Below are 19,324 nucleotides of genomic sequence, written 5' to 3'. Positions count from 1 at the left end.
ATTAAGCCCAAAGAAAACTTCACACACTCCGCAGAGCGATCCAACTACCGCACTATTCCAACTCGAAAAACTTATAAAACTAAAAACACCTGAATACTTAATCAGATTATTACCAACACTCCAATTCTCCCAATCGACAGCGTGAATCCATGCTCGGTGCGTCACTGCGCGTGGCGTTCCTTTAAATAAAGCCTTGGTATTTTGTCACAGCATGCTGCTTGCCAGTAACAGTGTCAGCCTCGTACGGGGCTGCCTGTTATCAAGGCAACCGCGCATCCGTGAAAACCAATGTTTATTTGTCGCTAAAGCACAACGCTTTTATCAGGGAAGAGACAACGACTTATAGGCATCAACATGTTCCAGCACTCACACCTGCTTAAACAAAAAAAGCAGAAGTTACATATCCATCCAATATTCAAACATATAAATACCCTTCCAAAGTTGCAGTACTTTATGGAAAACCACGTATTCGCCGTGTGGGACTTCATGACACTCACCAAACGCCTGCAACATGACCTCACCGGTATGCGCCTGCCCTGGTTACCGCCAACGGACCCGCAAGCGGCTCGCCTGATCAATGAGATCGTATTGGGCGAAGAGTCGGACGCGTATCCCGGCCATGGGCACGGCAGCCACTTCGAGTTGTACCTGGAAGCCATGCGTGAAGTCGGCGCGAGCACGGCGAACATCGAGCGGTTCGTCAGCCTGCAGCGTGACGGCAACGATGCAGAAACGGCCCTGCAAAAAATCGATATCCACCCGTCCGTGGCCCGGTTCGTCAAAAGTACCCTGCAGGTTGCCCTGGACGCACCGACGCACTGCGTGGCGGCTGCCTTTCTCCACGGGCGCGAGAGCGTCATCCCGGCGATGTTCAAGCGCATCCTGGAGGAGTGCGAGGTGCTCCATCGCCAGGCGCCCACCTTCTGCTACTACCTCAGGCGCCACATGGAGATCGACGCCCAGGAGCATGGCCCGGCGGCAACGCAATTGCTGCAACGCCTTACCCTCGGCGACCCAAGCCACGAGCAGCAAGCCGACAGTTGCGCCCTCGGCGCCGTGGAAAGCCGCCTGGCCTTATGGGATGGGTTGCATAGGTGCCTGCCGGAGATGAGCGCATGAACCCTGCCGACTACCGCTCATTTGCCGACGACTGGGAGCGCCGCGCGACCATCCGCACACGCCCGCGGCGGCGGCTGGAAAACGATCAGAAACTGATCTACCCCCTGAGCCGACAGCCCCTGGTGCTGAGCGCAACCTTTATCGACCGATGCCCGCAGTGCCGTGATTTTGTCTTGCTGCAGACGTTCTACAAGTTCATCAACGACGTGGTGATCTTTGAAACCGAGATCGTCGACAAGACCGCACGCAGCATCGCCAAGAATCGCTTTTCGGTGCCCTTCCCGCTTGCCTGTCGCTACGACGCCATGACCGTGGTGGTGGACGAGGATTACCACGCCCCTCGTCGCCCTCGATTTCATGCAACAGACCATCGAGATGACCGGGATCCCACCCCTTGAACTACCCGCGCAAATCGAGCTGAGCCGCGCCTTGCCTGCCGCACTGGCGCTGGCGCCCGAACACCTGCGCGATGCCGTGGAACTGATTGCCGTGGCCATCGCCGAGAACACCGTGACCCATGACGTGGCAGCGTTTTCCAAGGACGACAGTGTCAAGCAGTCCATCCGTGGGTTGATGGCCGACCACTTGTTTGACGAGGGCCGCCACGCGCTTTTCTGGACGCGCCTGGTGCGTATTTATTGGCGGTCTGCAGACGCCGCGGACCGCGACTGTATCGCCCGGATCCTGCCGGTTTTTCTCCAGCATTACCTGACCCACGACCTGCAGAAAAACTTCGACCTGCACTTGATCGAGCACCTGGATGTCAGTGACGGCACGCGCTCTGCGCTGCGCACTGAAGTGCAGGCGATGGGCTTTCCCATTACCCGCCAGCACCCGTTGATCGGCAATATCATGGGCTTCCTGAACCACAGCGGCCTGCTGCAAACGCCGAGTGTGGTTCGGGCGCTGGATGCCTTTCTTGCGGCGCCAGGAGGGCACCCATGAGGCACCTGAAGATTGGGCTGGCGGGCTTCAGCGCGGCGCTGAATGAACTGGGTGAGACATTGGCGCAATACGGTCATGGGGTGGTGCGAGCACAGGATGTCACCCACCTAGACCTGCTGATTGATGACGGTAGCGAGGAGGTTCCGCCCGGCGTGACGTGCACAGCCTTGATGAGCCTGCGCGTGGGTATGGGAGCGTTGACCGGCTGTGGATTGCCGGCCCTGCAGCTCAGGTGTTACGCCCACTCACGGCGACTCCTGACAACCCTGGAGGTTGCCGGAGAAGCCTGTGGCAATGGTCAACGGCTGCGTCAACACGCAGTAAGCAGCCTGGTGGAGTGGGTAGCCCAACAGGTGAGTGGGTTCTCCCGGGACCCGGGCTATTTCTCGCAGGCGGCCGTCGCCTCTGATGATCCGGAACACAGCCTGCAAGCGCTCGCATCCCTGGCGTACCTGCATCGTTTTAACCTGACGGCCGATTTGGTTCTGCAGCAGCAAGCCCAGGTACCCCTGATCGAACGATTGGAAAACAGTCTGCAAACCTTCGCCGACCGGCCAGCGTTGAACATTGCCGGCAGCGGGCTGACTTACCGACAGTTGCATCGCCAGAGCCTGGCTATCCAGCACCGTCTGCGACCTCTGCTTGGGCGCCACGACACACCGCCGGTAATCGGCGTCTGCCTGGACAAATCCCTGGAGCTGTACGCCAGCATTCTCGCGGTACTCGCCTGCGGTGCGGTGTACCTGCCCCTGGAGCCGGGCCACCCGCTGCAACGCCAGCAAGCGATGCTGGAAAACGCCGGCGTCTCGGTGCTGCTGGATGATGGCAAGCATCCACTGCGGGACGGGTTTTGTGCATTGGATGTGAGTGCCGTCGACACTCCCGACACCTCGCTGCCAATGCGCCAGCGCCCCGCCATGGACGACCCTTGCATGGTGCTCCACACCTCGGGCACTACCGGCCAACCCAAGGGCGTGCTGCTCAGCCAGCACAACGTGGCCCATTTCAGCGCCTGGTTCGGGGGTCATGTGCAGCTGAGCGAACACAGCCGGGTCTTGCAGTTTTCGCCCTTGAGTTTTGACTCGTCCCTGATCGATATCTTCCCGAGCCTGATCGCGGGCGCCGAGCTGATCGTGCCCAGTGAGGACCAGCGACGCGACCCGCAGCAACTGGTGGAGTTGATCCGACAACAGCGCGTCACCCACGCCTTCCTGCCGCCGGCGCTGCTGAGCATCCTGCCGCTGGATCAACCCCTGGGCCTGGCGCACCTGATGAGCGGAGGCGACGTGTGCGAGCCCTATGTCATCGAGCAGTTGGCAGGCCAGTGTCGCCTGCACAATTTCTACGGGCCCACCGAAGCCACCGTGCTGGTGACCAGCCACACGTTGCAGCCGGGCGACAGCAATCGCAACCTCGGCACGCCCATCGCCAACAGCCAGGTACTGATCCTCGACGAGCACCTGCAACCGGTGGATGAGCAGGTGTTGGGCGAACTGTACATCGTCGGTCCCGGCGTCAGCCTGGGTTACCTCAACCAGCCGCGTCAGACCGCCGAGCATTTCGTCCCCCTGGAGTTGCCCGACGGCCAGACCTTGCGGGCCTACCGCACAGGCGACCTGGCGAAGTGGACCGCTGCCGGCATCGAGTTGGCCGGGCGCCGGGATCAGCAGGTGAAGATCCGTGGGTTCCGGGTCGAACCGCAAGAGATCGAACATTGCCTGCGCAGCAGTCAGCTGTTTCGCCAAGTGGCGGTGGTGATTGACCGTGAGCGGCGAATCCTGGCTTTTGTTGCTCAGCCCGAAACACAAGACGCCCTGCCTGCACTGACGCAGCATGCCCGGCAAACACTGCCGGACTATTTGCGGCCAACCCTGTGCACGGAACTTGCGAGCATGCCGTGCACCCCCAACGGAAAGGTCGACCGCCAGGCATTGCTGGCGTTACCGACTCCAACGCTGCCGGCCATCATTCACGGCGAACCGCACACGCCCATGCAAGTGCAGTTGCTCAACCTGTGGAGCGAGTTGCTGGGCATGCCGGTCACGCAGCTGTCGGCCGACGAGAGCTTCTTCAATCTTGGCGGCCATTCCATCCTGCTGTCGACGATGCTGCTGCGTATCCGCGAGCAGTTCGGGCGCAGCCTCTCCCTAAGCCGGTTTTTTGAAACCCCCACGGTTCGTACCCTCGCTACGCTGATGGGTGACGGCGCACCACCCGAAGCACCGACCGGCCAGGCTACCCGGGATGCGCTGCGTGAGCTGCATGTGCAGGCATTGCCGGCTGAACAGGCGGGCGAACGCCGCCGGGTGATCGTGACCGGGGCCAACAGTTTTCTCGGGGTGCATATCGTCGAGGCACTGTTGGCCGAGGGTGCACTTGAAGTGGCGTGCCTGGTGCGCGAACGGCCCGGACATTCGGCGACCGCGAGGTTTGCCGAGGCCCTGCGAGAGTACCGTCTGGAACACCTGGACCTGAGCCGGGTGCAGGTGTATGCCGCCGACATCAGCCAGCCGCGTCTTGGCCTGTCGAGTGAGGTGTATGACTACCTCGCCGGGGAGTTCGGCGTGTTGGTGCACAACGCCGCCCACGTCAATCATGTGATGGATTACGCCACCCTGGCCAAGGACAACGTCGAACCGGTGCTGGAATGCCTGCGCCTGTGTGAAACCCGATGCAAGAAGGTCTTCAATTTTATCTCGACGCTGTCGGCCGCCAGCACTATCGACGCACATGGCCAGGTACTCGAAAACCCCGCCGCGGCCACCCCGCCGCTCTACATCCAGAATGGCTACAACCTGTCCAAATGGGTTGCCGAACGCTTGCTGGGACGCGCCGCAGCGCAAGGTGCCTGGGTCAATATTCATCGCCCGGGGAACATCAGCTTCAACAGCCGCAGCGGAGTCTGCGAGCCACAGAAGAATCGCCTGATGTTGATGCTCAAAGGTTCACTCCAACTGGGCCTGGTGCCGCACCTTGAGTTGAATTTCGACCTGATGCCGGTGGACTTTCTCGCCCGGTTTATTGCGTTCCACAGCAGCCGCTGCCGTGCTGGAGGGACGGTGTTCAACCTGCATAACCCGCAGCCCCTGAGCTGGGAAACCTACGTCGACGCCTTTCGCCAGGCAGGCCACGCATTCGAGCTGGTGAGCGTGGCTCACTGGCAACGTCACCTGCACACAGTGGACAGCCGCAATGCGCTGTTCGGCGTACTGGGCTTCTACCTCAACGGGGTGGGCGAGGACATCGGCGATACCTCGATGATCCGCCATGACAACGCACGACGCGGCGTCGAGCAGATGGGCGGGCGCTACCCCGAAAAAAATCCGGCGCTGTTACGCAAGGGCTGCGAGTACCTGCGCAGCACCGGTTTCCTGTGACCAGGCTCTCAATTGAAGGAAGACCTTATGAAACCCGATACGTTGATTCGCAACCCTTGCGCCAAACCTGTGGTGTCCTCAGTTGTGGTTGCCTGTGATGCCGCCAGTGCGTGGGCGGTGGTCGGTGACTTTGGCGGATTTGATCGATTCATCCCCGCCTTGTCCCACATCGAAATCACTGGTGCGGGCGCGGGATCGCTGCGCAAGAAGTTCTTCCACGATGGACACCTGGTGGTGGAGCAACTCAACAGCCGCGACGAGCAGGCCATGCGCATGACCTGGACCACGATCTACAACACCTTGGGCGTAGCACGGTTGTGGGCCGCCATGGATGTCGAACCGTTGGGAGCAGGATCCTCACGGGTGACCTGGACGATCATCGCCGAGCCGGTTGAACCTGGCGCGGAGGGATTTGAGCCGTTTGTGCAGGCATTCGCCGACGGTGCGCTGGCGAATGTGCGAGCGATGTTTGGCTAAAGGAGACAGGAGCGAGCAGGCTCGCTCCTGTGTGTTCATCGATCAGATTTTGAAACTGTCGACCAACTGCTTCAGGCGGTTGGCCTGTTGAGACAAGGCGTCGCAATCCTTCAAGGTTTCGTTGAGGTTGGCCACGCCCTGCTGGTTCAGCAGGTTGATCTGGTTGATGTCGACGTTGAGGGTTTCCACCACGGCGGTCTGTTCCTCGGTGGCGGCCGCTACCGACTGGTTCATCCCGTCGATCTCGACGATCCGCTGCGTCACGCTGACCAGGCGCTCACCGGCCTGGTTGGCGACCTCGACGCTTTCTTCGCTGGAGGTCTGGCTGGCGTTCATCGTGGTCACGGCCTCACGCGAGCCAATCTGCAGCGAGGTGATCATTTTGTGGATCTCTTCTGCCGACTCCTGGGTGCGGTGCGCCAGGTTGCGTACTTCATCCGCCACCACGGCAAACCCACGCCCGGCCTCACCGGCACGTGCAGCTTCAATCGCGGCGTTGAGGGCCAACAGGTTGGTTTGCTGGGAGATGCCTTTGATCACGTCCAGGATGTGGCCGATGTTGTCGGTGCTGGCGTTCAGGGTTTCAATCTGCGTGCAGGACAGGCTAATTTTTTGCGAAAGCTCCGACATCGCCAGGATGGTTTTCTCAACCACCTTGCGCCCATCATCGGCCTGCTCACTGGCACCGCTGGCGTGTTGCGAAGCATCAGCAGCGTTGCGCGCGATTTCCTGCGTGGCGGCCCCCAGTTCGTTGATCGCTGCGGCCACGCTGTTGGTGCGCGCGCTTTGTTCGTCGGAACCGATGATCGACGCGTTGGACGAGGCCATTACTCGCTGGGACAGGTCGTGCACCTGGCGCGTCGCCGAGGAAACTTCGGAAATTGACGCGTGAATACGCTCGACGAATTGGTTGAAGGCACTGCCCAAGTCACCGAACTCGTCCTTGCTTTCCACTGTCAGGCGGCGGGTGAGGTCACCCTCGCCCTGGGCGATGTCCTGCATGGCGCGGCCCATGGTGGTCAGCGGGCGCATCAAGACCTGGATCAGGACGCTAAGGAACACGGCAATGGCGGCAACCGCAATGAACATGGCGATCAATGCCGAGGTACGGAACTTACCCAGCGGTGCGTAGGCTTTGTCTTTGTCGATCGACAGGCCGATGTACCAGTCGGCATTCGGCAACCCGCTGATAGGGGTGAAGGACAAAATCCGTTCCTGGCCATTCAAGACCACTTCCTGGCTGAGCTTCTCGATGCGCACGTTGGTGCCGGGATAGATGTCCTTGAGGTTCTTCATCACCTGGTCCTGGTCCGGGCTGACAATCACCTGACCATCACCGCTGACCAGGAATGCATGGCCGATGCCGCCGAAATCCACCGAGTTGATGATCTTCACCAGGGTTTGCAGGCTCAGGTCACCGCCGACCACGCCAAGCAGTTCGCCATTCTTTTTCACCGGCATCGCGATGGTCACGATCAGCCCGCCTACCGCAGCCATGTAGGGCGGTGTAAGCATGGTCTTGTCGGCTGCGACAGCTTGCTTGTACCAGGGACGCTGACGCGGATCGTAGCCATCGGGCATTTTGGCGTCGGGACGCTGGGTGAACACGCCGTTGGTGGAACCGACGTAGGTGAACTGGAAGTTGGAGGTAAATGCCGACTGGTCGACCAACCCCGGAAGATCGGCAGAGCTGCCTTGATGGGCCACGTTTTGCGCGAGGCTTTCCAGTACCAGCACCCGCCCGCTGAGCCAGTTCTGCACGCTGCTGGCGGTGAGTTCACCGGATTGCTGAATGGACGACTCCAGGTTTTGCCGGATGGTATTGCGCTGCAAGTAGTCGTTGTAGAACGTGAATAACGCGAAGGCCAGAACCACTACGCCTGACGCGGCCAACAGAATTTTATGACTGAACTTGAGATTCATTTCATTGACTTCTTTTTGCCAAAAGGGGGTGAGCGTGCCGGATGCAACATTCCATGTAACGGTATAGGCAGACTCTGCGACTGCTCTATTTCGGTGCACGCATGGCTCGTCAGGCTTTCGGCCAAGGCAGGATAAATCTTAGGAATTTGTGAGAAGCATCTGCTTTTAATGTCAGAAACCGACCAGTGGTAGCGCTCTAACGTCAGGAGTTGCAAAATTTTTCAGGCTTGTCGACAATGCGACTAATTATCATTTGTGACGCTTTGCCAGGCCGTGTGAATGCCCTCATCCGAGTACGCAGTACAGACGCTTTACAGCAACCATCATGGCTGGCTGAACACTTGGCTGCGCAGCCGTCTGGGTAACGCAGCGGATGCGGCGGACCTGGCCCAGGACACGTTCGTGCGGCTGCTGCAAAAAACCGAACGTTTCGAACTCAAGGCCCCTCGCGCTTTCCTGCGCACTATCGCGCGGGGCCTGGTGATCGATCATTGGCGTCGCGAAGAAATCGAGCGCGCCTACCTGGAGTCCATCGCGCATTTGCCCGAAGCCTTGGCGCCGAGTGCTGAAGAACGTGCGTTGATTCTGGAATTGCTGGAGTCCATCGCCCGGCTTCTGGACGGACTCAAGCCCAAGGTACGCAAGGCGTTTCTACTGGCTCAATGCGACGGCCTGACGTACAAGCAGATTGCGCAGCAGATGGGTGTATCACTGCGTTCGGTGGAACGCTATGTCGCCGAGGCGCTTTATCACTGTTATGTGCTGCGGTATGAGGCATGACCTCGATGGATAACACCGCGCGCGCAGGAATCGACCCGCAGGTGGTCAAGCAGGCCATCAGCTGGATGCTGCGCCTGCGTAACAATCGCGCCAATGTCCGCCTGAAGGCGCAGTGCGAGCACTGGCGCGAGGCTCATCATGAACACGAGTTGGCCTGGCAACGCGTGCAGGCACTGCAGCATGAATTAAGCAGCCAGTTGGCGGCGATTCCCGGGGCCCATGTGGCGCTGGAGAACAGTGCCCAGCGCCTTGGGCGCCGGCAGGCATTGAAGGTATTGTCCGGCGTGCTGTTGATGGGTTCGGCGGCCTGGGTCAGCCGAGACCTCACCGGCTGGCAGCGTTGGACCTCTGACCTGGCTACCACCACTGGCGAACGCCGTAGCGTGCAACTACCGGATGGCACGCGCCTGCAGCTCAATACCGATAGCGCAGTGGACCTCGACTTCAACCCGCAACAACGCTTGATCACATTGGTGCGTGGGGAAATCCTGGTGACCTGCGGCGCCGCGGCGACCGCCCCCCTGCTGGTTCGCACCCGTCATGGTTTGTTCGAAGGAATAGACGGGCGATTTGTGGTGCGCCAGGACAGCGATTGCACACGTCTGAGCGTCGCGTCAGGCAACGTGGCGATTCATTCACCGCATACCGCCGACGGGCTTTTCACTCAAGTGCATGCAGGAGAAAGCTACCTGGTGCGTCAGAATGCGGCCGCTCTGGCGCCGCCTTCGGATATGGATACAGCGGCCTGGGCCGACGGATTGATCGTCACCCGCAACATGCGTCTTGCCGATTTCCTGGCGGAGGTGGGGCGCTATCGCCATGGTTATCTGGGCTGCTCGAGCGATATCGCAGATTTGCGCTTGTCTGGTGTTTTTCGCCTGGAGGACACCGAGAAACTATTGGCGATCCTTCCGCAGACGCTGCCTGTGCGCCTGCGCTATCGCACCCGCTGGTGGGTGAGCCTGGAGCGTCAGGCCTGATTATTTTTGGCGTGCCTGATTTATTTTTGGCGGCTTTTTTCCGTGAGTCCGGCTTAGACAGTAAGCAATTCAATCTGCCTTCAGCGACCTCTACGGATCTCGATAATGACTGTGCGTTTTTTCAGCAACTCTCCCTCTTCCTACCCTTTGCTCGGCAAAGCCGTACGCGCAGCATTGCTGTCGACCACGATGGGCATCGGCTTGCTGCCAGTGGCCGGTGTCGCGGCTGATAGCGGGGTCGAACGTATCAGCCAGCGCTATGACATCCCGGCAGGCGCGCTGAGCGATGTGCTCAATCAGTTTGCCCGTCAGGCAGGCATCACCCTTTCCAGCACGCCTGCGCAGACTCAGGGCCGACAGTCTCCCGGGCTGCACGGGGAGTACTCGGCCGAACAGGGCCTGAGCCAATTGCTCAACGGCTCAGGCTTGCAGGCGCAGGCGCAGGACGACGTGAGTTTCGTGTTGCAGGTCCAGCCCGAGAGCGAGGCGCTGACCTTGCCGACCACCGACATCAAAGGCTTCGCCCTGGGTAATGCCCTGGGCAGCATGGAAGGCTACAACGCGACCCACAGCCAGATCGCCACCAAGACCAGTACCGCGCTGCTGGAAACGTCTCAGACGGTTTCAGTGGTGACCCGCGAGCAGATGGACGACCAAGGCTCGCAAACCGTTGCCCAGGCCATGCGTTACACCCCTGGCGTGCTGACCAACCCTTATGGCGCCACTCACCGCTATGACTATGTGGCGATGCGTGGTTTCAACGACGGTTCGGTGGATAACATCTACCTGGACGGTTTGAAATCCATGGGTGACAGCGGAACCTACAGCACCATGCAGGTGGACCCGTATTTCCTCGAGCGCGTAGATATCCTCAAAGGACCGTCATCAGTGCTCTACGGGCGCAGCTCGCCGGGTGGGCTGGTGGCGTTGACCAGCAAGAAGCCATTGTTTGAGCCATACCATCAGGTCCAGGCCACGATAGGTTCCCAAGGGCAGCGAGGCATGGGTTTCGACCTCAGCGGCCCGATGGATGACGACAAGCGCATTGCTTACCGACTGACCGGGCTTGCAGACAAGTCCGACACGCAATTCGACCATGCCAAGGAAAAACGCTACGCGCTGGCACCCACCTTGAGCATCGACTTTACCGATGACACGTCCCTCACACTCCAGGCTTACCTGCAGCATGACCCCGACGGTGGCTACCACGGAGGCATGCCGGCAGATGGCGCGTTGCATCAGCGCAACGGCCAGCGGATCTCCAATCACTTCTTCGAAGGCGAGCCGGGCATTGATGGGTACAAGCGTGATCAACAGTCGTTCGGCTATCAGTTCGAGCATCGCTTCAATGATGTTTTCACGGCGCGGCAGAACTTTCGGTATCTGGACTCCAAGGTCCAGCTGGACCAGGTGTATGCCTATGGCTGGACCACGCCCACCAGTAATGAGCTGAATCGCTACTACTCAGGCGGTGACGAAAAGCTGCATGCGTTCATCATCGACAACATGCTGCAGGCTGAATTTTTTACCGGCGCGACCAAGCATACGGTGTTGATGGGGGCGGACTATCAGCGGCGCAAAACCGTCGTGGACTGGAGCAGCGGCTCTCTTGCGCCAATCAATGCGTTCAACCCGGTGTATGGCAATTCCTAGATCAGCTATTACAGCCCAACCAGTTATCTGCGCCGGCTCGAGCAGACCGGCGTTTACCTGCAAGACCTGATTGAGATGGACAAGTGGCGGTTCTCCCTCGGGCTGCGTCAGGACTGGGTTGAGACCTCCGATGAAAATCGCATTGCCGAAGCGGGACGGCCGCTGGGCACAGAGATCAGTGATAAACGTACCAAACTGACCGGCCGGGCGGGAGCGCTCTACCTGTTTGATAATGGTCTCGCGCCCTACGTCAGCTATTCCGAATCCTTCAACCCGAACTCCTATTCGGACAGTGCCGGCAATCCCCTTGCACCTACCGACGGCACCCAGTGGGAAGTCGGCTTGAAGTATCAGCCGCCGGGTACCGACAATTTGTTCACGGCCTCGCTGTTCCGCATCGACCAGGAAAACCTGGCGACCAAACTGCCGCAGGAAAACTTCTATCGCGCGGTCGGCGCTGTGCGCTCCCAGGGCCTGGAGCTGGAGGCGCATATGCAGTTGACCGACCATCTCAAATTGTTGGGCAGCTATACCTTCACCGATATCGAGTATTCGAAGTCGATGGTCAGCACGCTGAGTACCGCAGACAACGTGATCGAGAACAAGGGAAACTCGCCGACGCAGGCGCCGCGTCATATGGCGTCGGTATGGGCAGACTACAAGTTCGATAGCGGCGCACTGGATGGCCTGCGACTCGGTGGTGGTGTTCGTTATGTCGGCTACAGCTGGGCAGATGCGGAGAACACCATGAAGGTGCCCGCCTACACGCTGTTTGATGCCTCGATGGGTTATGACCTTGGCAAGGTTGGACTGAAGGGTGTGGATGTACGCCTGAATGCCAACAACCTGACGAACGAGTCGTACGTGGCGTCGTGTGCCAGTTTGAACTTCTGCTACCTGGGTGAAGAGCGCAACGTCAGTGCGACGGTGAGCTACCAGTTCTAATCCCTCTCGATTCATACAAAGCCAGTTCCTGATTCCAGGCGCTGGCTTTGTCGTCTTTGCAGGAAATTTTTATGCGCGCATTGCTGGTTTTACTTCATCGCTACATCGGGTTGGCAACGGCGTTGTTTCTGATGATGGCGGGACTCACGGGCAGCCTTCTGGCGTTTAACCATGAGTTGGATGAATGGCTCAATCACGGCTTTTATGAAGCAACGGCCAAAGGTTCGGCATTGCCGCCAGGTGAACTGGTGGACACGTTGCAGGGGCAGCATCCCAAACTGCAAGTCTGGTACATGGAGTATCCACAAGAGGCCGGTCATACCGCGATGCTGGCGGCAGTTGCGAGAAACGATCCGGCGACGGGCAAACCCTTTGAGGAGCCCAACCAGGTCTTTTACCTGGATCCGGTCAGCGGCGAAGAAATGGGCCGGCGTGTTTGGGGGGCTTGCTGCTTTCAGCGCGAGAACTTCATCCCGTTCATTCTGGAATTTCACTACAACCTGACACTGCCGGGTAATTGGGGTTTGTGGCTGATGGGACTGGTGGCGATCGCATGGGTGTTCGATTGTTTTATCGCGCTGTGGCTGACCCTGCCGAGAGGTAAACCGTTCTGGAAGAAGTGGTCCACGGCGTGGAAGATCAAGGGCGGCCACGCTTACCGGCTGAACTTCGACCTGCATCGTGCAGGCGGGTTATGGCTTTGGCTGTTGTTGCTGCCGATTGCAGTCAGCAGCGTCGCGATGAATTTGCCGAGCCAGGTGTTCAAGCCTGCTGTCTCGCTGTTCTCACCGGTTGAGCCTAGCGTCTATGAGGCCCGTGGCGGGTTACCCGCCGAGCAATTGGGCGTGACACAACTGAGTTATCAACAGGCCTATGAGCGGGCGCTGGAGGAAGGCAAGCGGCTGGGACTGACGGCGGCGATTGGAGAGCTTTACTACAGCTTTGAGTACAACTTTTATGGGGCGGGTTTTGGACAACATGATACCGAGGCCCATGGGAAATCCTGGTTGTTTTTCCACGGGACGGATGGGCGTTTACTGGGGCAGGAAATAGCAGGGCAAGGTACGTTGGGAGAGCGCTTTTATCGGCTGCAACTGCCGATCCATGGGGGCAGGATCATCGGGGTGGCGGGTCAGGTGCTGATTGCGCTGCTGGGAGCTGTGATCGCGATGTTGTCTGCTACCGGGATCTATATATGGTGGCGCAAGTTAATGGCCAGGCGAAGCAGTAAGGCACGCAAAGGGTGAGTCGATTCTAGTTGTTTGCCCAGCCCTTAAACGACAAAACCCCTGTCTGCGCTAGCAGACAGGGGTTTCGGAATTCAATCTTGACGATGACCTACTCTCACATGGGGAAACCCCACACTACCATCGGCGATGCATCGTTTCACTGCTGAGTTCGGGATGGGATCAGGTGGTTCCAATGCTCTATGGTCGTCAAGAAATTCTGTGTACCAGACCGTTGCGTTCGCAACGTGCCGGTGAAAATCATGGACTTCTACATAAACAAAACCCCTGATTGCGTTAGCAATCAGGGGTTTCGGAATTTAATCTTGACGATGACCTACTCTCACATGGGGAAACCCCACACTACCATCGGCGATGCATCGTTTCACTGCTGAGTTCGGGATGGGATCAGGTGGTTCCAATGCTCTATGGTCGTCAAGAAATTCGGGTACTGAGTCGTGGCCAGTTGGCCTCGCTTCAGCAAATTGGGTATGTGATAGCTTTCGGTGTTTTGCAAGATCTCGAACTTTCGGTTCGTTTCGTCTTCACACACCGCAATCTGGTCTCTTCGACGCAAATTGCTTGGGTGTTATATGGTCAAGCCTCACGGGCAATTAGTATTGGTTAGCTCAACGCCTCACAGCGCTTACACACCCAACCTATCAACGTCGTAGTCTTCGACGGCCCTTCAGGGAACTCAAGGTTCCAGTGAGATCTCATCTTGAGGCTAGTTTCCCGCTTAGATGCTTTCAGCGGTTATCTATTCCGAACATAGCTACCCGGCAATGCCACTGGCGTGACAACCGGAACACCAGAGGTTCGTCCACTCCGGTCCTCTCGTACTAGGAGCAGCCCCTCTCAAATCTCAAACGTCCACGGCAGATAGGGACCGAACTGTCTCACGACGTTCTAAACCCAGCTCGCGTACCACTTTAAATGGCGAACAGCCATACCCTTGGGACCGGCTTCAGCCCCAGGATGTGATGAGCCGACATCGAGGTGCCAAACACCGCCGTCGATATGAACTCTTGGGCGGTATCAGCCTGTTATCCCCGGAGTACCTTTTATCCGTTGAGCGATGGCCCTTCCATACAGAACCACCGGATCACTAAGACCTACTTTCGTACCTGCTCGACGTGTCTGTCTCGCAGTCAAGCGCGCTTTTGCCTTTATACTCTACGACCGATTTCCGACCGGTCTGAGCGCACCTTCGTACTCCTCCGTTACTCTTTAGGAGGAGACCGCCCCAGTCAAACTACCCACCATACACTGTCCTCGATCCGGATAACGGACCTGAGTTAGAACCTCAAAGTTGCCAGGGTGGTATTTCAAGGTTGGCTCCACGCGAACTGGCGTCCACGCTTCAAAGCCTCCCACCTATCCTACACAAGCAAATTCAAAGTCCAGTGCAAAGCTATAGTAAAGGTTCACGGGGTCTTTCCGTCTAGCCGCGGATACACTGCATCTTCACAGCGATTTCAATTTCACTGAGTCTCGGGTGGAGACAGCGCCGCCATCGTTACGCCATTCGTGCAGGTCGGAACTTACCCGACAAGGAATTTCGCTACCTTAGGACCGTTATAGTTACGGCCGCCGTTTACCGGGGCTTCGATCAAGAGCTTCGCGTTAGCTAACCCCATCAATTAACCTTCCGGCACCGGGCAGGCGTCACACCCTATACGTCCACTTTCGTGTTTGCAGAGTGCTGTGTTTTTAATAAACAGTCGCAGCGGCCTGGTATCTTCGACCGGCATGAGCTTACGGAGCAAGTCCTTCACCCTCACCGGCGCACCTTCTCCCGAAGTTACGGTGCCATTTTGCCTAGTTCCTTCACCCGAGTTCTCTCAAGCGCCTTGGTATTCTCTACCCAACCACCTGTGTCGGTTTGGGGTACGGTTCCTGGTTACCTGAAGCTTAGAAGCTTTTCTTGGAAGCATGGCATCAACCACTTCGTCATCTAAAAGATAACTCGTCATCAGCTCTCGGCCTTAGAATCCCGGATTTACCTAAGATTCCAGCCTACCACCTTAAACTTGGACAACCAACGCCAAGCTGGCCTAGCCTTCTCCGTCCCTCCATCGCAATAACCAGAAGTACAGGAATATTAACCTGTTTTCCATCGACTACGCTTTTCAGCCTCGCCTTAGGGACCGACTAACCCTGCGTCGATTAACGTTGCGCAGGAAACCTTGGTCTTTCGGCGTGGGTGTTTTTCACACCCATTATCGTTACTCATGTCAGCATTCGCACTTCTGATACCTCCAGCAAGCTTCTCAACTCACCTTCACAGGCTTACAGAACGCTCCTCTACCGCATCATCCGAAGATGATACCCGTAGCTTCGGTGTATGGTTTGAGCCCCGTTACATCTTCCGCGCAGGCCGACTCGACTAGTGAGCTATTACGCTTTCTTTAAAGGGTGGCTGCTTCTAAGCCAACCTCCTAGCTGTCTAAGCCTTCCCACATCGTTTCCCACTTAACCATAACTTTGGGACCTTAGCTGACGGTCTGGGTTGTTTCCCTTTTCACGACGGACGTTAGCACCCGCCGTGTGTCTCCCATGCTCGGCACTTGTAGGTATTCGGAGTTTGCATCGGTTTGGTAAGTCGGGATGACCCCCTAGCCGAAACAGTGCTCTACCCCCTACAGTGATACATGAGGCGCTACCTAAATAGCTTTCGAGGAGAACCAGCTATCTCCGAGCTTGATTAGCCTTTCACTCCGATCCACAGGTCATCCGCTAACTTTTCAACGGTAGTCGGTTCGGTCCTCCAGTTAGTGTTACCCAACCTTCAACCTGCCCATGGATAGATCGCCCGGTTTCGGGTCTATTCCCAGCGACTAGACGCCCTATTAAGACTCGCTTTCGCTACGCCTCCCCTATTCGGTTAAGCTCGCCACTGAAAATAAGTCGCTGACCCATTATACAAAAGGTACGCAGTCACAGAACAAAGTCTGCTCCCACTGCTTGTACGCATACGGTTTCAGGATCTATTTCACTCCCCTCTCCGGGGTTCTTTTCGCCTTTCCCTCACGGTACTAGTTCACTATCGGTCAGTCAGTAGTATTTAGCCTTGGAGGATGGTCCCCCCATATTCAGACAAAGTTTCTCGTGCTCCGTCCTACTCGATTTCATGACTAAGAGATTTTCGCGTACAGGGCTATCACCCACTATGGCCGCACTTTCCAGAGCGTTCCGCTAATCTCAAAGCCACTTAAGGGCTAGTCCCCGTTCGCTCGCCACTACTAAGGGAATCTCGGTTGATTTCTTTTCCTCAGGGTACTTAGATGTTTCAGTTCCCCTGGTTCGCTCCATACACCTATGTATTCAGTGTAAGGTAACCATCTTATGATGGCTGGGTTCCCCCATTCAGACATCTCCGGATCAAAGTCTGTTTGCCGACTCCCCGAAGCTTTTCGCAGGCTACCACGTCTTTCATCGCCTCTGACTGCCAAGGCATCCACCGTATGCGCTTCTTCACTTGACCATATAACCCCAAGCAATCTGGTTATACTGTGAAGACGACATTCGCCGAAAATTCGCAATTACTTACAAATTTTACCTTAGCCTGATCCGTTACCAGTGAAAGTAACGTTCAGTCTATCTTTCTATCACATACCCAAATTTTTAAAGAACGATCTAATCAAAGACTAGAAATCAACATTCACCATCACAGTGATGGAATGCTCATTTCTAAGCTTTCAAGACAGAAGCAGTAGTGGTGGAGCCAAACGGGATCGAACCGTTGACCTCCTGCGTGCAAGGCAGGCGCTCTCCCAGCTGAGCTATGGCCCCGTATTTCTACAGGCGTTTCCCACACAAAATTGGTGGGTCTGGGCAGATTCGAACTGCCGACCTCACCCTTATCAGGGGTGCGCTCTAACCAACTGAGCTACAGACCCAATTTCGGGCTGCTTCTTTATCGTCTTCTTCAATGAATCAAGCAATTCGTGTGGGAACTTATGGAGCAGCTGATGTCGTCGATTAAGGAGGTGATCCAGCCGCAGGTTCCCCTACGGCTACCTTGTTACGACTTCACCCCAGTCATGAATCACACCGTGGTAACCGTCCCCCCGAAGGTTAGACTAGCTACTTCTGGTGCAACCCACTCCCATGGTGTGACGGGCGGTGTGTACAAGGCCCGGGAACGTATTCACCGCGACATTCTGATTCGCGATTACTAGCGATTCCGACTTCACGCAGTCGAGTTGCAGACTGCGATCCGGACTACGATCGGTTTTCTGGGATTAGCTCCACCTCGCGGCTTGGCAACCCTCTGTACCGACCATTGTAGCACGTGTGTAGCCCAGGCCGTAAGGGCCATGATGACTTGACGTCATCCCCACCTTCCTCCGGTTTGTCACCGGCAGTCTCCTTAGAGTGCCCACCATTACGTGCTGGTAACTAAGGACAAGGGTTGCGCTCGTTACGGGACTTAACCCAACATCTCACGACACGAGCTGACGACAGCCATGCAGCACCTGTCTCAATGTTCCCGAAGGCACCAATCTATCTCTAGAAAGTTCATTGGATGTCAAGGCCTGGTAAGGTTCTTCGCGTTGCTTCGAATTAAACCACATGCTCCACCGCTTGTGCGGGCCCCCGTCAATTCATTTGAGTTTTAACCTTGCGGCCGTACTCCCCAGGCGGTCAACTTAATGCGTTAGCTGCGCCACTAAGAGCTCAAGGCTCCCAACGGCTAGTTGACATCGTTTACGGCGTGGACTACCAGGGTATCTAATCCTGTTTGCTCCCCACGCTTTCGCACCTCAGTGTCAGTATCAGTCCAGGTGGTCGCCTTCGCCACTGGTGTTCCTTCCTATATCTACGCATTTCACCGCTACACAGGAAATTCCACCACCCTCTACCATACTCTAGCTCGTCAGTTTTGAATGCAGTTCCCAGGTTGAGCCCGGGGATTTCACATCCAACTTAACGAACCACCTACGCGCGCTTTACGCCCAGTAATTCCGATTAACGCTTGCACCCTCTGTATTACCGCGGCTGCTGGCACAGAGTTAGCCGGTGCTTATTCTGTCGGTAACGTCAAAACAGCAAAGTATTAATTTACTGCCCTTCCTCCCAACTTAAAGTGCTTTACAATCCGAAGACCTTCTTCACACACGCGGCATGGCTGGATCAGGCTTTCGCCCATTGTCCAATATTCCCCACTGCTGCCTCCCGTAGGAGTCTGGACCGTGTCTCAGTTCCAGTGTGACTGATCATCCTCTCAGACCAGTTACGGATCGTCGCCTTGGTGAGCCATTACCCCACCAACTAGCTAATCCGACCTAGGCTCATCTGATAGCGCAAGGCCCGAAGGTCCCCTGCTTTCTCCCGTAGGACGTATGCGGTATTAGCGTCCGTTTCCGGACGTTATCCCCCACTACCAGGCAGATTCCTAGGCATTACTCACCCGTCCGCCGCTCTCAAGAGAAGCAAGCTTCTCTCTACCGCTCGACTTGCATGTGTTAGGCCTGCCGCCAGCGTTCAATCTGAGCCATGATCAAACTCTTCAGTTCAAACATCTTTGGGTTTTTAAGAAACCCTAAACTTGGCTCAGCAATCGTTGGTTACATCTTTGATTTCTCGCGGAGTAACTTGTGATGCTGATAATCTTGTTGACTATCAGTCTGACTCCACAAGCACCCACACGAATTGCTTGATTCAGTTGTTAAAGAGCGGTTGGTTAAGATCTTTCGTCTCAACCGAGGCGCGCATTCTACAGCAGCCTCATTTGCTGTCAAGTGATTATTTTCAGAAGTTTTCAAAGTTTCCTTTGTAACTTCAACCACTTGCGCTTCCGATCTCTCGTTAGCGGGAGGCGAATTCTACAGCGTTACACGCTGCTGTCAACACTTCTTTTTCTCCGCTTTCGACCGAGAAGATCGAAACGTTA

7 protein-coding genes, 2 tRNA genes, 4 rRNA genes and 2 pseudogenes are annotated in these 19,324 nt (G+C 56.8%); 8 read left to right on the top strand and 7 right to left on the bottom strand.

The annotated features are described in order from the left end of the window. The first annotated feature begins 354 nt into the window (after positions 1–354). The 4 genes and pseudogenes from QF039_RS30090 to QF039_RS30075 all read left to right on the top strand — a co-directional run bounded on the left by QF039_RS30090 (position 355) and on the right by QF039_RS30075 (position 5,918). The gene (locus QF039_RS30090) at positions 355–1,119 is read left to right on the top strand and encodes a DUF3050 domain-containing protein (protein WP_307522151.1); all 765 of its coding nucleotides are present in this window, start codon (positions 355–357) and stop codon (positions 1,117–1,119) included. Next, positions 1,116–2,064: pseudogene (locus QF039_RS30085) on the top strand (diiron oxygenase). The gene QF039_RS30090 and the pseudogene QF039_RS30085 overlap by 4 nt, the downstream one beginning before the upstream one ends. Then, positions 2,061–5,441, top strand: a complete 3,381-nt coding sequence (locus tag QF039_RS30080; RefSeq protein ID WP_307522149.1) for an amino acid adenylation domain-containing protein — start codon at positions 2,061–2,063, stop codon at positions 5,439–5,441. Before QF039_RS30085 ends, QF039_RS30080 begins: the two are co-directional and overlap by 4 nt. Positions 5,442–5,468: 27 nt before the next feature. Then, entirely contained in the window at positions 5,469–5,918 is a 450-nt protein-coding gene (locus QF039_RS30075) for an SRPBCC family protein (RefSeq protein ID WP_177067541.1), read from the top strand. Between the two features lie 42 nt (positions 5,919–5,960). On the opposite strand, the gene QF039_RS30070 is transcribed toward QF039_RS30075, so the two are convergent. Further along, a complete protein-coding gene (locus tag QF039_RS30070; protein ID WP_003218243.1) occupies positions 5,961–7,841 on the bottom strand; it encodes a methyl-accepting chemotaxis protein in 1,881 nt (626 codons plus the stop codon). A 279-nt stretch (positions 7,842–8,120) separates the two neighbouring features. On the opposite strand from QF039_RS30070, the gene QF039_RS30065 reads away from it, so the two are divergent. The 4 genes and pseudogenes from QF039_RS30065 (at position 8,121) to QF039_RS30050 (ending at position 13,446) form a co-directional block, all read left to right on the top strand. Beyond that, on the top strand, positions 8,121–8,621 hold the full coding sequence (locus QF039_RS30065) for a sigma-70 family RNA polymerase sigma factor (protein WP_008433614.1): 501 nt from the start codon (positions 8,121–8,123) through the stop codon (positions 8,619–8,621). Continuing rightward, positions 8,618–9,601 carry a FecR domain-containing protein gene (locus QF039_RS30060; RefSeq protein WP_307522146.1) on the top strand — a complete coding sequence of 328 codons (984 nt, stop codon included), beginning with the start codon at positions 8,618–8,620 and terminating at the stop codon, positions 9,599–9,601. Before QF039_RS30065 ends, QF039_RS30060 begins: the two co-directional genes overlap by 4 nt. 105 nt (positions 9,602–9,706) lie before the next feature. Beyond that, positions 9,707–12,199, top strand: a pseudogene (locus QF039_RS30055) (TonB-dependent siderophore receptor). 71 nt (positions 12,200–12,270) lie between these two features. Next, a complete protein-coding gene (locus QF039_RS30050) occupies positions 12,271–13,446 on the top strand; it encodes a PepSY domain-containing protein (protein ID WP_307522143.1) in 1,176 nt (391 codons plus the stop codon). Positions 13,447–13,524: 78 nt separating this feature from the next. On the opposite strand, the gene rrf (QF039_RS30045) is transcribed toward QF039_RS30050, so the two are convergent. The 6 genes from rrf (QF039_RS30045) to QF039_RS30020 form a co-directional block, all read right to left on the bottom strand. After that, a 5S ribosomal RNA gene (gene rrf, locus QF039_RS30045) occupies positions 13,525–13,640 on the bottom strand. Positions 13,641–13,749: 109 nt separating this feature from the next. Further along, positions 13,750–13,865, bottom strand: a 5S ribosomal RNA gene (rrf, locus tag QF039_RS30040). A 153-nt stretch (positions 13,866–14,018) separates the two neighbouring features. Then, positions 14,019–16,912 (bottom strand): 23S ribosomal RNA (locus tag QF039_RS30035). A gap of 232 nt (positions 16,913–17,144) precedes the next feature. Next, positions 17,145–17,220: transfer RNA gene (locus tag QF039_RS30030), tRNA-Ala, on the bottom strand. A gap of 30 nt (positions 17,221–17,250) precedes the next feature. Next, positions 17,251–17,327 (bottom strand) — tRNA-Ile (locus tag QF039_RS30025). A gap of 83 nt (positions 17,328–17,410) precedes the next feature. Beyond that, positions 17,411–18,947, bottom strand: a 16S ribosomal RNA gene (locus tag QF039_RS30020). The 16S, 23S and 5S rRNA genes sit together here with 2 tRNA genes alongside, the layout of an rRNA operon. Positions 18,948–19,324: the final 377 nt, after the last annotated feature.

It is taken from the genome of Pseudomonas sp. W2I6, from assembly GCF_030815935.1.
Classification (GTDB): Bacteria; Pseudomonadota; Gammaproteobacteria; order Pseudomonadales; family Pseudomonadaceae; genus Aquipseudomonas.
The sequence above is the reverse complement of the archived record's forward strand: the minus strand, read 5'-3'. Positions and strand labels throughout refer to the sequence as shown.